The 15,352-nt window shown below is 43.4% G+C and carries 14 protein-coding genes and 2 pseudogenes; 8 read left to right on the forward strand and 8 right to left on the reverse strand.

The window, feature by feature from the left end:
* Nucleotides 1-345 precede the first annotated feature (345 nt).
* On the forward strand, nucleotides 346-1,131 hold the full coding sequence (locus F6K49_RS17795; RefSeq protein ID WP_293020407.1) for a hypothetical protein: 786 nt from the start codon (nucleotides 346-348) through the stop codon (nucleotides 1,129-1,131).
* Nucleotides 1,132-1,292: 161 nt separating this feature from the next.
* On the opposite strand, the gene F6K49_RS17800 is transcribed toward F6K49_RS17795, so the two are convergent.
* Nucleotides 1,293-1,850, reverse strand: coding sequence for a peroxiredoxin (locus F6K49_RS17800; protein ID WP_293071602.1), 558 nt, complete (start codon nucleotides 1,848-1,850; stop codon nucleotides 1,293-1,295).
* A 169-nt stretch (nucleotides 1,851-2,019) separates the two neighbouring features.
* On the opposite strand from F6K49_RS17800, the gene F6K49_RS17805 reads away from it, so the two are divergent.
* Nucleotides 2,020-2,172, forward strand: a complete 153-nt coding sequence (locus F6K49_RS17805) for a chlorophyll a/b-binding protein (RefSeq protein ID WP_008182021.1) — start codon at nucleotides 2,020-2,022, stop codon at nucleotides 2,170-2,172.
* 422 nt (nucleotides 2,173-2,594) lie between these two features.
* Here the strand turns inward: F6K49_RS17805 and rpoD are convergent, their stop codons facing one another.
* Nucleotides 2,595-3,716, reverse strand: a complete 1,122-nt coding sequence (gene rpoD, locus F6K49_RS17810) for an RNA polymerase sigma factor RpoD (protein ID WP_071102452.1) — start codon at nucleotides 3,714-3,716, stop codon at nucleotides 2,595-2,597.
* 921 nt (nucleotides 3,717-4,637) lie between these two features.
* Nucleotides 4,638-5,306 (reverse strand): polysaccharide deacetylase family protein, encoded by a 669-nt coding sequence (locus F6K49_RS17815; protein WP_293020414.1) that lies wholly within the window; start codon nucleotides 5,304-5,306, stop codon nucleotides 4,638-4,640.
* Between the two features lie 26 nt (nucleotides 5,307-5,332).
* Between F6K49_RS17815 and F6K49_RS17820 the strand changes: the two genes are divergently transcribed.
* Entirely contained in the window at nucleotides 5,333-5,881 is a 549-nt protein-coding gene (locus tag F6K49_RS17820; protein WP_293020416.1) for a hypothetical protein, read from the forward strand.
* Nucleotides 5,882-5,962: 81 nt separating this feature from the next.
* Here F6K49_RS17820 and F6K49_RS17825 read toward each other — a convergent pair whose 3' ends face one another.
* Nucleotides 5,963-6,484 carry a DUF4330 domain-containing protein gene (locus F6K49_RS17825; RefSeq protein WP_293020418.1) on the reverse strand — a complete coding sequence of 174 codons (522 nt, stop codon included), beginning with the start codon at nucleotides 6,482-6,484 and terminating at the stop codon, nucleotides 5,963-5,965.
* 431 nt (nucleotides 6,485-6,915) lie between these two features.
* Between F6K49_RS17825 and F6K49_RS17830 the strand changes: the two genes are divergently transcribed.
* Entirely contained in the window at nucleotides 6,916-7,824 is a 909-nt protein-coding gene (locus tag F6K49_RS17830) for a M48 family metallopeptidase (RefSeq protein ID WP_293020419.1), read from the forward strand.
* 61 nt (nucleotides 7,825-7,885) lie between these two features.
* Here the strand turns inward: F6K49_RS17830 and F6K49_RS17835 are convergent, their stop codons facing one another.
* Entirely contained in the window at nucleotides 7,886-8,632 is a 747-nt protein-coding gene (locus F6K49_RS17835) for a metallophosphoesterase family protein (protein ID WP_293020420.1), read from the reverse strand.
* Between the two features lie 585 nt (nucleotides 8,633-9,217).
* Here F6K49_RS17835 and miaE point away from each other — a divergent pair.
* Nucleotides 9,218-9,817 (forward strand): tRNA isopentenyl-2-thiomethyl-A-37 hydroxylase MiaE, encoded by a 600-nt coding sequence (miaE, locus tag F6K49_RS17840; RefSeq protein WP_293020421.1) that lies wholly within the window; start codon nucleotides 9,218-9,220, stop codon nucleotides 9,815-9,817.
* Nucleotides 9,818-9,937: 120 nt separating this feature from the next.
* On the opposite strand, the gene F6K49_RS17845 is transcribed toward miaE, so the two are convergent.
* Nucleotides 9,938-10,591, reverse strand: a complete 654-nt coding sequence (locus F6K49_RS17845) for an HAD family hydrolase (RefSeq protein WP_293020422.1) — start codon at nucleotides 10,589-10,591, stop codon at nucleotides 9,938-9,940.
* A gap of 362 nt (nucleotides 10,592-10,953) precedes the next feature.
* On the reverse strand, nucleotides 10,954-12,150 hold the full coding sequence (locus F6K49_RS17850; RefSeq protein ID WP_293020423.1) for an NAD(P)/FAD-dependent oxidoreductase: 1,197 nt from the start codon (nucleotides 12,148-12,150) through the stop codon (nucleotides 10,954-10,956).
* A gap of 130 nt (nucleotides 12,151-12,280) precedes the next feature.
* Here F6K49_RS17850 and F6K49_RS17855 point away from each other — a divergent pair, with 130 nt between their 5' ends.
* The gene (locus F6K49_RS17855) at nucleotides 12,281-12,475 is read left to right on the forward strand and encodes a hypothetical protein (RefSeq protein ID WP_293020424.1); all 195 of its coding nucleotides are present in this window, start codon (nucleotides 12,281-12,283) and stop codon (nucleotides 12,473-12,475) included.
* A gap of 52 nt (nucleotides 12,476-12,527) precedes the next feature.
* Nucleotides 12,528-13,172, forward strand: a complete 645-nt coding sequence (locus F6K49_RS17860; protein WP_293020426.1) for a sporulation/spore germination protein — start codon at nucleotides 12,528-12,530, stop codon at nucleotides 13,170-13,172.
* Between the two features lie 524 nt (nucleotides 13,173-13,696).
* Here the strand turns inward: F6K49_RS17860 and F6K49_RS17865 are convergent.
* A pseudogene (locus tag F6K49_RS17865) lies at nucleotides 13,697-13,864 on the reverse strand (IS701 family transposase); the annotation flags it as partial.
* Nucleotides 13,865-14,071: 207 nt separating this feature from the next.
* On the opposite strand from F6K49_RS17865, the pseudogene F6K49_RS17870 reads away from it, so the two are divergent.
* Nucleotides 14,072-15,232: pseudogene (locus tag F6K49_RS17870) on the forward strand (ISAs1 family transposase).
* The last annotated feature ends 120 nt before the right edge of the window (nucleotides 15,233-15,352 follow it).

The following is a 15,352-nucleotide window of genomic DNA, read 5'->3' on the forward strand; positions in this document are numbered from 1 at the left end:
TGAACAGATTCCTTGACAAAATATTGACATTGGAAGCTTAGTGACAAATCAAAACTATAATTTTAATTTTTCAAGGTTATAGTTAATCGTTTCTTCTCGGAAACTTAATGAATAAATATCCAAATATAAATATCTTGTAAAGATTACCTAGATACATTGACTTTTAAGGAAACAACCGTGTAAAAATTTACACAATACGTTCATTAGTCATTAGACGATCATCAAACTGATCAGATTAATCAGGGTGTTCATACGGTTGGTGCTCATGTCAAAAGTTAAGATTGCCTCTGATTTTTCTGGAATCATCGTCGTTTCAACCTTTAGCGTTCTAGAAAAATTAATTTTATGTCCACGTCTCAAATGCCAAAACAGTCCACTTTAAGAAAAGACATCAACTATCTGGTTGACTCGTCTAGTTTTTCTAGTGCTGAGCAACCAGTTAAACTAGTTAATGGTGGCTTTGAAGAAGGACTTAAAGGCTGGCAAAAGTTAGGACCAGGTGGGATCAAAAGAGCTAGTTTTGGCATTACTCCAACAGAGGGAGAAAAGCAGCTTTTACTAAGAACTAGCAATAAGGAAGTCACCAGAACAGGCCAGCCAAAAGCCCCATCAGCCTCTAAACTAGAGGAGTTTTTATACCTGTCCACAGGAACTCTCGATTGTATTGCCCAGAAAATTTTAGACACCGTTGGCATATGTGGTACTTCTAGCAAGGTAGTCAGAGGTGCTGCTATCCAACAAATGATTACCCCTGGTGTTGGTGATAGCTTAACCTTTGATTGGAATTTTTTCACCAATGAAGACGTGGGAGATGAGGCTATTGTTGCCGACTTCGCTTTCTTCTGCCTTAGTTCTCCCAAGTCCCAAATTGTCTATGAACTAGCTAACCCAATCCTAGGGGTCTTTAGTCAAGCACCGAACAACTTTTACAACCAAACCGGATTTAAAGCATTTACTCATACCTTCACTACTGCTGGAACCTACAGCCTAGGCTTTGGTGTTGTGAATGAATTGAGTAATCAAACTCAGTCTGGACTCATCATTGACAATGTTCAGCTAACCAGCCCTACTGTTGATGATCCGGCTTCAGTACTCAGCCTACTTTCAGTAGCCTCCTTCAAGGATGCTTAAATAGGACTTAGGCACTCAAGCTATATGTACAGCTATATCTAGAAATGAGTTGATTTGGTTAAACTCTATCTATATAAATTAGACCAGAGATATTACACCAGAGATTAGACCTCCTCAGGGCATAAATCTTGTTAAAGCTTAATCGTACGTGGGAAATCAACTCAGAAAGAAGTAGACATTAACTCATCCAGACGAGCCAGTACTTCCTGGCTATGAATTGCTGGTATCACACCAAGGAATATTTCCCGTAGAATGCCTTCTGGATCAATGATATAGGTATGGCGTAGGGACATAATACCTAACCAAGAACCATAAGCCTTGCTGACAGAGCCATCGGTGTCAGCTAAAAGTGGGAAATGTAAACCCTCTGAGTCACAAAACTCCGCGTGAGAATCGACATCATCCACGCTCACCCCTAGGATCTGCGCATTTCTCTCCATATATTTGGGCAAATCTTGCTGAAATCTGTTAGCTTCCAAGGTGCAACCACTAGTAAAGTCTTTGGGGTAGAAATAGAGTACGACCCATTTACCCTGATAATCGGACAGGGACACCTTACCCTTACCAGTATTGGTTGGTAAGGTGAACTCGGGTGCGGGTTTATTGAGAGGAGGTTGTTTGCCACCGAGAGCATGGGCAGGGTTGGGAAAATTTATCCAAGCTAGCAAAACGATAAAGCTAGCCAACAGACTGCTGAGAAATGCGCGACGAGAGATCATGATGAAAACAGGAAATTATGCTTCACATAAGTTTACATTATTGATGAACTAAGACTTTATAAACAATTCATCTCGGTTGGCTATGCAGATAATTGACATTTAGCCAATAATTTGTTACATTTTTTAATATAAACGGGCTACACAGAGTAAATTAGCGGAGCAAAGAACCATGTCCAATCAAGAGTCTAACGAAGCCAAGTTCGGTTTCACCCCTAAAGCAGAAAACTTAAATGGTCGTCTAGCTATGATCGGCTTCATCGCTGCTTTAGTCACAGAATATATTACTGGTCAAGGTGTACTACACTTCTTGGGCTTAATGTAGTTCCCAATAGTTAGTTAAATTTGTCAATCTCAATAAATAGCTGGAGTTCTAGTGTTGAACTCCAGCTTTCTTATGTGTTTTTAGCTGATTCCATAGTTTTTCCTACGGAGTGTCAGCTAAAATATGAAAACGGTGCGACCCCGTAATTTAATTCTTCAAAGGTCAAGCGCACCGGAACTAATTTCTGGATAGGAATTGGGGTAAGGAATGTGATATAATGTCTGTTTGAATACTTATGATGTTTGGTTGATAGCCAATTGAAAATTGAAAATTAAAAATTGTTAGGAGTCAATTGACAATTAACATGCATGGCACCAACCGTATTATATGTGATTAACCAGACTTCATATGAATCCCTATTCCCCACCCACTAGATGCAACGATAACAGAAAACCCTGATTGCTATCAAGCAGCAGGGTTTTCTATCGGATATATTCCTTGAGAATGCTATTGCGATTTGGATGGCGTAGTTTGCGAAGAGCTTTGGCTTCAATTTGCCGAATCCGTTCCCGCGTCACGTTGAAGATTTGGCCGATTTCTTCCAAAGTCTTCATCCGTCCATCATCTAATCCATAGCGTAGACGCAGTACGTCACGTTCCCGGGGACTCAGGGTATCAAGGACACTTTCTAGGTCTTCCCGGAGTAGATTTTTGGAAACCTGATCTTCTGGGGTTTCACCATCGGCTTCAATAAAGTCTCCCAAGCGGGAGTCTTCTTCTTTACCAATAGGTGTTTCTAAGGAGATGGGAAGTTGGGCTGATTTGGCAATGAATCGCAACTTCTCGATGGTCATTTCCATCCGATCTGCAATTTCCTCTTCTGTGGGCTTGCGACCCATTTCTTGAGAAAGGAGTTTAGTAGTTTTCTTGATCCGCGAGATGGTTTCATAAAGGTGAACGGGTAAGCGGATAGTCCGGGACTGGTCAGCAATGGCACGAGTAATAGCTTGACGAATCCACCAGGTAGCATAGGTGGAAAACTTGTAGCCTTTTTCGTGGTCAAATTTTTCCGCAGCCCGGATTAAACCTAGAGAACCTTCTTGAATCAAGTCTTGGAATGAGAGTCCTCGATTCATATATTTTTTGGCGATGGAAACCACCAAACGGAGGTTAGACTGCACCATTTTTTCCTTAGCCCGCCGACCGACGTGTAAGCGGTAACGGAAAGCTGGCAGCTCCATATCGACCTCTGTTGCCCATTCCCGATCTCCAGGTTCCCGCTCTAACTGTTCAGACAAGCGCTCCCGCACTCGTTCTAATTCCAACAAATCAGCAATTTTACGGGCTAATTCAATTTCTTCATCAGCTCTGAGTAGACGAATCCTGCCAATTTCCTGCAAATAGAGGCGAATTGAATCTTCTGTATAGTGCTTCTTTTTGCTTTGGGTTCGGCGACGGTTAGATCGCCCCTTACCAGGCTTAGTATTTTCCTCATCCGGTTGAGCGTCCACCAAATCATCTCGGTTCACGTCATCCTCAATCAAGACTTCTAAATCGCTCTGAGGTTGAGCGATTGTTGCGAGTAATTCATTTGCCTGGGTCATGTTTTTTCCTCATGCTCCTTCAGTTTCAGACCAGTAGATGATGTCCGTTGATCTACTTAAGATAGCTTAGTCAGTGAGAACCTTGTTTGTTGCACCCTATGGTGGGTCAATCGCTTCAGCGGTAGGAATTAGATCGACTCTATTTCCTTGGACTTAACTTGCAGTGAATCTACTATCCATTTAAGTGTTAATACTGAATTTTGGGAAGACTTTTTGATTGTAGCCTTATTTACAAAATTTTGCTCTAGTGTTTATCTGAAAAATTTAGCTTATTTATCTAGTCAAAAGCTTTGAGAAAGTGTAGCAATCATTACCCACTTTCCCTTATGCCTATAATATAGTCACTATTTTAGTACTAATGTTCTATAAAACCCAACAGTTGGACTTCACTAGGTTAATTAACTTGTCCTGTATGATAACCATTGACAAGCTCTGGCTCTAGGTAATGATTATTTTGCATTACTCTTGTAACACATAACCCTAGCCAATGTAGTAACACGCTAAGTGAAAGTACTGCCAAGTAAGTTTATTTAACCAGCTCCTAATTCGGTATTCCTCCGTAAGGGAATGGTGAACCAGGGCATCGGAAATACTCCAGAGAAAGACGATAGGAACATTGCGTAGGGGAAGCAAGTCTCCTAGTCCGATGGAGCTTTCGGTTGATCATTATTTTAATTTCTAATTTTAATTTTTACAGTTTGCTCATTGTTTTTAAAATTGATCAGATTAGCTGACCACTACATATAGCGTTAAACTGGATAGTCTACTCTATATGAAGTATATAGAGGAGGTAATTGGATCAAGTAGTTCACTTCACTACAGGAGTAATGAGATGGAAAACCGGTTGCGTCTAGCAAAGCAGTTGTTATAGGAGTTTACGGTGCAGTGAGTGAGAACACCGTAAGTCAATTAACAAAACTACTAATTTTCCTGCCATAGCTGGTCAATGCTAACAAATTTGTAACCTTGGTTCAATAGCTGAGGAATTAACTCAGCCGTAGTTTCAACCACATCTTGTCCTCCATAATAACCATCATGTAGGACGATCAGGGAACCGTTTTGAACCTGCTTTAGGACTCTCTCCACGATTATACTGACACCAGGACGTTTCCAGTCTTCTGGAACAACACTCCACATTACTGATCTATAGTTCCACTGGTGCAGTATATTCAAGGTTCGGGGCGTAAATAATCCGTTAGGGGGACGAACGTCTTGTACCTTGTCTGGGTGAATCTGACAAGCTTTAGCGATCGCGTCTTGGGTAAGGAGCAAACTCTGCTGAAGGGCATCCCGTTTTAAAAAGGGAAAAGACTGATGGTAATATCCATGAAGTCCTAACCAGTGACCTTGTTGGTAAACTTCTCTGGCGACACTGGGGGCTTGGTTTACGCAAACACCCAACCAGAAAAAACTGGCTCTGACTTGGTAGCGGTCTAAGACTTGCAGTAACTTGGGAGTGTAGTGTGGATGGGGTCCATCATCGAAGGTCAGTGCGATCGCAGGTGAATCCCTTGCTCCTGACCACAGGCAATTGGGAAAGGCAGGTTTGATAATTTGGTACAGAATAGGGTAGAGGGGAGCAAATTGCATTTAGTCGTAAGTTTGGATGGGGTGGAGTGAATTTGACTAGTTTCCATGTCCTACTTGATCGCATTTTGCGGCGTCGCCAGATTATCTTGATGTTGATCGGCTTTTGTGTAGCAGTAGTGCTTAGCAGTTGTAACACTGTGATTATTACTGAGTATGAAGCTACAGCACTGACCACCTTAACCTGGCGAGTTGAGTATTCTATTAATTCAACAACTGATAGAGATCCCGATGTTGAGGAGTTTGCTTCCAAGTCCGTAGTCAACCGCAATGGTGAGAAACCAGAAGGTGCTGTAACAGGACCTGATGACAAGGGCTTATGGTGGCCAGTTGTCCCACCAAAACCAACCATTGATGAAGTAGAACAGCGTCAGCCACTTCATCATAAGCCTAGCAAGCCAGAGCTGTTGCGTACAGTTAAATACAATATCACCTATAAAGAGGGGGCACAGACAGTTACACTACCTACTAACTATGACGTTTACCGGCAAGTTGCTAGAGCCTATCCTTACCGGAAACCTCTAAGGCTTACCCTGGGAATCAATGATGCTTCGGTGGAAAAAGCTGATACTAAATGAACTCAAGACCTCCCTTGCGGGTGCGAAGCGTGTGGGGTCTATGGTATAAATTCTTAGTTCAATTGACCCCATCACTCGTGATTATTCTACTCTGACATTAATCACACTGGCGTTGAAGTTATAATCTCTACCTTCTAACTCTACCGGGGTACCAATTTTAATCTTGCTATTGCCCAACACTACTCCATCTTTGGTGATTGTTGCTTTACCACCTAAGGTCAGTAACATATTAATCCCATAAAAGCTAGGTCTGGGATCTGGTAGTTCTTTGATAGAGCCATCTGGTTGTGGCACCAGGACACTTCTACGCAGAATTTTGACAGATTTGACGTCAACCTGACCATAGGGTTGCTTACGAATCACAATATTAGTCTTCTTGGTCTCCTCCAACTGATTGACCAACACATCTGGTTCAAGCAAGCTTAACCCCCGGACAATGATATCTACTTCTACTGGTTTGGTGCTATTGAGTTGGGCAACGGAACCAGACTCACCAGGAAAGAAGAAAATTCCTACAACTACCAACAAAATCACCAAGGCAGCACCGAAGTCGATAATGCTCACCTTGCCAAACAAACGTCCTTTAGAATCTACAATAGCCATAAACTTGCTTAGGTGTTTTTGCGAAAATTGTATAGTGTTAAAGATAACTCCTTAAGGTTCGCTGGCTCTAGGTTGAATGGCTAAGGGGTTTCTAACCTAGTTATCAAGGGCTATTCTTAAAGCAAATCGGCTGTTAACTGCTTTTGATGTACCTAATACCTCATAACTAATACCTATAATACGAGTTATCCATAACTGGTGAGTGAGAATAACAAACACCAGGTTCGTCTGTGGAACATATTACCCTATTTGGGGTTCAACCATAACGAGGAATTTTACTGGTTAGTAATTATGGCAGACAACTCCTAGTAGAGAGTTGACTTATGATGCTAAAGACAAGGCTTGTCTACAGCAAGTCATGGCTGCAAACCCTTTTTAGCAACAAATAGCTAAAATAATCTCTTTTGGATTTAATAATTCATAATTTTGCTATGTTAAGCAATATATTATCGATTTACTCCCGTTATCGACGTCGTTTGTTGTATCCGTTAATCAGCATGCTTCTATCCCTGAGTCTGGTGGTGGGAACAGCTCAGGTTGCCCAAGGGGTTCCCTGGTTAGAGCTGCTATTGCGTGGTATTCAGATTATCCAGTTATCTAATATGTCTGATCAACAGGAAGTCCAAATTGGTCAGCAAATTAATCAGCAACTTGTTAGCAAGCAATTTAAGCTCTATCGCAATCGGGAAATTAATCGCTATGTTGATCAAATTGGTCAGCGACTAGCTAAAAGCAGCGAACGCCCAAATATTAACTATACATTCCAGGTGGTCGATGATGCTAATATTAATGCTTTTGCTACTATGGGAGGATTTGTTTATATTAACACGGGTTTAATCGCAGCAGCAGACAATGAAGCTCAACTGGCAAGTGTGATAGCTCATGAGATTGGTCATATTGTAGCTCGTCATAGTATCCAGCAAATTAGGCAAGCCGCGATCGCTAGAGGTTTAGCAGAAGCGGCTGGAGTTGATAGCAGCACGATGGTTAATCTGGGCGTGGAATTCGCACTACGTCGTCCCAACAGTCGTCAGCATGAATTTGAAGCTGATGAACTAGGTATCAAGAACTTAAAACAAGCAGGCTATGCTCCGATAGGATCAGTAGACTTTATGAAAAAACTCCTCAAGCAAAGAGGCTCTATTCCAGGGTTTTTGAGTACTCATCCGTCAACAGCAGACCGAATTGATTCCTTGGAGCAGTCTATCGATTCAAATAGTGCTTATGTTGGTGATGGATTAAACAATCGGGCTTACAAAAACAAAACTCGTGTAGTCCGCAACCAGAAAAAAGCTGCCCTCAAAAGGACAACAGGTCGTCGAGGGCGAGTGCTCAGATAAGCACAGCTAGCTCAAGAGCAGAAAGCTTGATCAATAGTCTTTTTGTTAACCTATATCACCTTCACGAGGTACTCAATACTTGACGTCGGCATATTTTACTAGGTTCTATCTTGGTCACGGCTTCTTCCAAGGGGAATTGGCGAACATCACCCCGAAAGACGTTAACTTGATAAACAAGATTATTGGTAATGTCTAGACCTGTCATCCAACCACTTTTCGGATGATAAGCACCAGTGTCTATATCTAGCCAACCACAACCTTGGGCTATGGTACCGGGAGCCACTCCTGGTAAGGTGAAAGTCATGGTGTGACCCGTGATGATCAGCTTGTCGAGAAAGTAAGGTTCACGCATACTGTGAAATTCATCCCGAATCCAACAAAATTGCTCAACGGTTTGCTCCTCAATGGTCATGCGAGGATTAACCCCGGCATGAACTAGCCAGGTATCTCCTAAATCAATGTAGGTTGGCAGTGTTTTGATCCAATCTAGGTGATCTTGGCAGACTTTTCCACCATAGCTGTTGATAGTACTTTCACCACCACTATAGAGCCAGGCTTGTCGTGTTGAGTTAGGTACTAAATTGTTACCGATAATTTCTAGTAACATCAGCTCATGATTACCTAATAAACAGGGGTGAGCGTTTTGCTTGACAAATTCGACAACCTGAGAACTCATTGGTCCTCGATCAATCAAGTCTCCAAGAAAATAAACGGTGTCGTCACTAGTGGGTGCGATCGCATCCAATAAGGCCATAAGAGAATTATAGTGACCATGAACGTCACCGATAACAATACGACGGTGTGTCATTACTTTACTTATCCAAATCTAATTTCGTTAAATATCAGGTAGACCCCTTCATATAAAATTTAAGGTTAATGGCTTTAGGCATCAGAGTTCTAGGTTAAATGGCTAAGCGGTTGCGGTTTATGACCAGCCTATGAAGCACACCTCCTCAAGCACAGAGGCTATCAACTGCTTTTGTTGTACCTAATACCTAATACCATTAGCCTCATACCTATTTATAGATATATGCACCAATTCTTTCAGAGTGGTCTTCCTTTTAAGGTATTTGCTATTCCTGAATAGAGTCGTTAAGTGTAATAGTTTGAGGAATAGGCTCAAGTAGCTAGTTTAACTTGTCTTATAAGTGTCTATGCGTAGTGTCTATGTAAATTTATCATGAACTACCCGGATTGGCTACGGGTAAGTCGGGGTTTGAGACCCAACTTGTTGCTACAAAAGCGGGTATTGAACCAATTTTTTGACGAGATTACACCTGCACCTTAACAAGACGGGGATTGACACGATTCAGTTAAAATTAATAGTATCGTCTACCGATACCAAAGCCTGTCTGCAATGAACAAGCCAACTACTTTGATTTGAACAAAAACTGTGTCTTCTTCTGGTCTGCCTTTGATTAATACCCTCAAACACCCTACTAGCCAGGCTTGGATCGAGCAAGCCCTTGGGCACCTTGATGTTATTTTACTCGACCATTCCCATTGTGAACGTAAAGCAGCTGGAGTAGCACTGAATTTAATGTTTCGCTACCCATCCTACAGTAAACTTGTGCGTCAGCTGACGGTCATTGCCCGTGAGGAACTAGAACATTTCGAGCAAGTTAACCAGTGGCTAGAAAGACGTAGCATTCCCTTAGGTCCCCTTTCTTCACCACCCTATGGAGCTGGATTGAAAGCTCAGATTCGCCGACACGAACCAGAACGGTTGTTGGATTCTTTACTAGTTGCTGGACTGATCGAGGCTCGTTCTCACGAACGTTTGGGATTACTAGCAACTCACTGTTGTGATCCATCCTTAGCAAAATTTTATCATAGCTTGATGGCATCTGAGGCTCGTCACTATGGTGTTTACTGGGTACTGGCTGATACCTATTTTGAGCGAGTAATGGTAGCTCAGCGGTTGGATGAGTTAGCAGTTAAAGAAAGTGAGTTGCTGGTTACCCTTTACCCAGAACCAAGAATTCATAGTTAGCAGCCAATATCCTCAAAGAAGCAGTCACACTATACCACAGCAACAGCTATCAAGCAGAAACTGGTGTGGAAACCAATTGGTGCGTTCGCGTAGCGGCGACCTAGGAGCATCGCGTTTAAGTTAAGTCATTGGTTTGCGTTTGATCAAAAATGCTCTCAAGCCAGCTGCCTGAGCACCTTGATAGTCTTCTTTAAAACTATCACCAATATGAAAAGCCTCCTGAGCACTACAGTGATGTTTTTGTAAAGCAGCAGCAAAAATCTGTGGATCAGGCTTGGCAAAGCCAGTTTGGGTAGAAATTGTGATGGAGGAGAAAAATTCTTCTAATTTTAGAGCTTTTAAGACAAGATGGAGACGGGAATCAAAATTTGATACGACACCCAACTCAATACCAATATGCTGCCATGCTTTCAGAGCTGGGATAACATCCGGATAAATTAACCAAGGTTGACCAGTGGCAAAGTGGGCATAGAGTTCGTCAAAAAAATCAATGAAATCGGTGAACTGGTCAAGTACACCAACTTGTTCAAAGGTGCGGGAGGCAATCACCCACCACCATTCAAATTCTCGCTGGGGAATTTCTTCAGGATCTGTTTCTGGAAAAACCGCTGGTTCTGCTGAGGCGAAGGCTTTGACAAAGGCTTTGTCCAAAGCTGAAGCAGGTACTGTAACCCCAAATTGATTAGCGATCGCACTATAAACTTCCCCTACACTCCCTTGAACACCAAATAGTGTACCGACAGCATCTAGAAAAATTACTCGCGGTTTTTCCATGGTTAATGGTTAATTGTTAATGGTTAATTGTTCATTTAATTTCAATTTTCCATTTTCCTGTATGTATGCCGATACTTTTTAGCTACCAAAACCTACCAAAGGCAAATTCTGGCTCGCCAATGCAAGATGCAATAGCATCCAGGGGGTATCTCCGCGCTTCTCTGACGGAATATCCCGCGAGCGCCATAAAAATGTCAAAAAAGTCTAACACCGGGATCTAAGTGCAACTACTAAACCCTTGGTTTTCGGCTTTAATTTAAGTTACATAATAATCCCTGTCGGTGTTACCCTAATTTAAGTTTAACAAATAATAAGAGTTTTTGGTAGACTCTGCGACATTTTCTTGTGCTGTTTACTAACCTTTATGTTCCAGACAGCAGATCAGTTAATGGTCGAGTAATCCAGTTCATGCCAACTTTCAGTTGGTGCTCTATAGTTGGCATCCGATAAAGATAGGCAAGTCGCCGCACTATGTGGGCTAAAGGACCATCCAGCTTGACACCTAAACCAGTAAGAGTTGCATTGTCTTTCCCCAAAGTCATCATCTCTCCCAACTGCTGGTAACGGAAGGGGAGCAGGGGACGCCCAGTTAAAGAAGCCCAGACATTCCAACCCACATAATCAGCTTGCTGAAAAGCGGATTGAGCTGTATTGGGAACTGGTTGATTATCAGCATCTCGGCAATCGGCTAGATCACCTAGGGCAAAAATTTCGGGATGGTCAACCGCTTGTAACCTTTGGCTGGTGATCAGCTGACCACGGTGGTTTTGTTTGAGCGGAAGCGATCGCACAACTGGTGTGACTCTTGTGCCTACTGTCCACAGCACCAAATCTACGGGGATAGTATCAACCTGTCCTTTATACAACAGAGAAATGGTGTCAGCTCCAATGGACTCAACACTGGTTTCCAAATCAATCCAGACCTTCTGTTCATTCAAAGCTTTGCGTGCTGCCTCTCGGTTAAAGTCGGTCGATGTTCTTAGAATCACATCACCGAGTTCAATCAACCGCAACCTTCCGCGCTCTCCCAACCGTTCGGCTAGATGGCAAGCTAGTTCCACACCAGAGTAACCTGCACCAACTATAGCGATCCGGATTTTATCTGTATCGGATTCTTCCAAAATCCGTAAGCGTTCTTCCAGGTGATAGGCATCAGTAATAGTTCGGAACGGGATACCATACTCAGCCACCCCAGGCACCTGCTCTAGAGGGGTTTCTCCACCTAGGGCTAACACCAGGCGATCATACTGAAATTCCGATCCAGTCTCTAACTGTACCTGCTGGTGTTCTACATCAATGCCTGATACCGCTGCCTGAGTAAACCGTACACCTGTGTTTGCTAACAATTCTTCATAGGGTGGAGCAATTTCCCAGGTTTGTAGTTCGCTGGTGATCAGTTCATACAACAGCGGTGAAAATAAGAACCGATCATTTTGATCAACCAAGACAATTTCTGGTTGTTGGGGCTTTTCCCAAGGCAGCTGGCTTAAGCGTAGGGCTGTATAGAGACCCCCAAAGCCTCCACCGAGAATGCAGATTCGGGCTGGTTGTTTAGTCATGGTTGATTGAATCGGGGATGTCCTATTAGGGGAACTTCTTTTAGGATAGCAAGGCTATTACAACAGGGTAGCTGGGTTTCGCCTCCCCCACAGTTAATACCAATTCTTCAAAGTAGGACTACAGATGCAGATGGGGAGATCGCGAGTGTCGGTAGTGTCGAGAGTGTTGGGAGTGTCGGGAGATGGCCAAATTAAATTGATCTATAGCCCTAATCCGCCAGAATTGGGATATAAGCGTGAAAATGATTTCAATTTTTATTTTCTAGTTTCTATTTTTTTACTCTTTTATCCTGATCAACCACGCTCCACCTTGAATATGGATTGATGTAACTGTTGCTTTAGACAACAGCTAGAAGCATTGTTTTGACCGAAGCCAAATGAAAAGTTTTCAACACTATCTAGCTCCTGTTTCGATTGCAGCAATTGTCGTTGGTTTCAGTAGCTATGGTTTGGTGAGTGATAACAATCCTGGTTCCCAGAAAACTCTTGTAGGGAATCCATCTCCTGAACCAGCCACCGAGGCTAGCTCTACCACTGGTGTAGCAACCTCTAATACTACTCTACCTAAGATTACTGTACCTACGGAAGAAACTCAACCAGGAACCAAGGTTGGTAAGGTCGCGCTTAAGGCTACAGTCAGCCAAGGTAATAATAATAGCAATCGAGCTAACCCAGTAATTCTTAATGTCTATCGGGCTGACAGTCAGTGTCAGTCTCTGGTGTCTGAACAGGTAGCTGTACCAGTAGGAAATCCAGTTAATACAGTTATAGGAAAAGTTTTAGAGACTGGTAACTCCAGTGACTTTAATGTATCGGGATACCGCGTGAAGGTCAATGCCAATACTGGTGTAGCTACCGTCGATTTGCGCCTATCACCAGATTCCCAGCGGCAGTTTATCTCCCTCTCCACTTGTGAGCAATTTGCCCTTTTCGGTAGTTTGCGTAAAACTCTTACCGCTAACTCTGAGTTAAATATTAAAGATGTTCGATTCACAGAGCAAGGAGAAGATATCTATCTTTGAAGTGTTCGATAAAACTTACAAAACACATCAGTTTGTAACCATTTCAGAGGCAAACCCCATCTAAATTACAAAACCCTGATCCAGTAAGGATTTCATCAATTGATTAAAAACCAGACTCGATTGCTGAAATCCTCACCCCGCCAGCATGTACAAAAATAAGATGCGATAGCCGCAGCCCTGTCGGCTCATCCCACGCCGACGCTACTGATTTCGGACGTGGGATGAATTGCGGCGGAAGCTAACGATTGACACTCCCATAACTAAATCAAAGATTATAGTGAGGGATTCTTAAGAGTTTTTACACCCTTAACGGCTGAGCCAAACAGCCTAATGACCCTCCAATAAAGTTATTGGGCTTACTTTTAGATTCTTGGCTTATGCTTCTAGCAGAGGCTTTTCAGCTTGCGCACAAACCGCTACTCTTTTCGACCTAGGAGACGCTACGCGAACGAGCGCATTAATTTTTCTATTCTAGCTCAAATTATCAAGGAAACGCAATAGTTCTAGCGGGACTTAAACAAGTTTCAAGCCCAAATCAAGCCAAACCTGGCTTTATGAGCGGCGAATACGTCCGTGTTTTGGTTTAGCCAAGCAGCAAAACGATAAGATATCCCTGTACGAAACGCTTCTAAAGCTTCAGTAAAAGTCTCCAAACGTTGATTCGCCCATCTTCGTCTCAATCCACCTGTTAAGCAGGGTAATCGCATTTTGTTTGGTATAAATTGTACTTGACAAAAAGCGGGATATGTATATTAAGGGGTTTTGCCGTTCCATGTGTCTCACAGACACCCCAGCGGTTAACCTAAGGATCAGCAACAATTTTGATTTCCCGGTAAGGTTCCATGACAAAAGGTTTTAACCAGCCCGTTCTTAAACCTCAGCAGGAGCGCGAGGCTCAGATCCTCAAAAAGAGTGTGCTCAATCATTTTCAGGATCTCGAGGATCCCCGGGTAGGCCGCAGAAGCGACCACAATCTGGTGGCAATTGTCACCATTGCAATTTTGGCTGTGATTGCGGGAGCCGATGGGTTTGTGGCCATTGAAACCTACGGTAAAGCTAAGCAAAAGTGGCTGGAGACATTTTTCGACTTACCCCATGGGATACCATCCCACGATACCTTTGGTCGGGTGTTTAGCCTTCTTGATCCCACCGAACTTGAAACCGGCTTCCTGAGTTGGGTGGACAGTATCACCCAGAGCTTAGATATTGAACTCATTCATATTGATTCTTGACGACCAAAGGTTCCTATGATCGCCAGAAGCACCTCAAAGCGCTGCACAGCGTGAGTGCCTGGAGCAGTGAACATGGGCTGATGTTGGCACAAAAAAAAGTCGAGAGCCAATCGAATGAAATCACTGCGGTTCCACTGTTGTTGAAGTTGCTTAACCTCAAAGGAGCGATTGGCCGTAGGCCACGCTGCGCGAACGTGACTCTTGATGCGATGGGCACCCAAATTGACATTGCACGACAAATTAAGGAAGCCGGTGGGGACTATGTCTTAGCCCTCAAGGGCAACCAGGGCAAGCAAAGCGGCGGAGGTGGAAGCCTGGTTTGTCCAGGCCCAAGACCAGAACTGGCAGGGGATTGAATTGAGTTACCATCAAACGGTTGAGGCTGGGCATCATCGCAGAGAAACCCGTCAGGTGTGGGCGGTGCCTGTGAGCCAACTCCCCCTGTTGCATCGCCAAACACAATGGCAGGGTTTAACCAGTGTGGTGATGGTGAGGCGAAGGCGGTATTTATGGAACAAAACCACGATCCAGACTCAGTTTTACCTGAGTACCCTGGCGGCGGATGGCTCGCAGCACAACCGTGTGATTCGCTCCCATTGGGGTGTTGAAAACAGTCTACATTGGGTACTTGATGTCACTTTCAATGAAGATTCCAGTCGGGTTCGCCAGGGCTATGCTGCTGAAAATCTCGGGCTGCTACGCCGCCTGAGTGTTAATCTACTCAAGCGCGAACCCTCCCACCAGAGTCTGAAGATGAAGCGCTACAAAGCAGGGATGGATAATGACTTCATGATCAAAATCCTGGCTGCCAGTGCCGCAGAGGGATAATTTGGCATCAGTCCAAGATTGTTGACGACCCATCGAAGAAGGTGATCGACTGAATCTATTAATTGAACCGGCGTTAGGTTCCAGGAGCCTTCACTGATAGGACTGGTACACATAAACCAG

It is taken from the genome of Moorena sp. SIO3I6 (assembly GCF_010672095.1).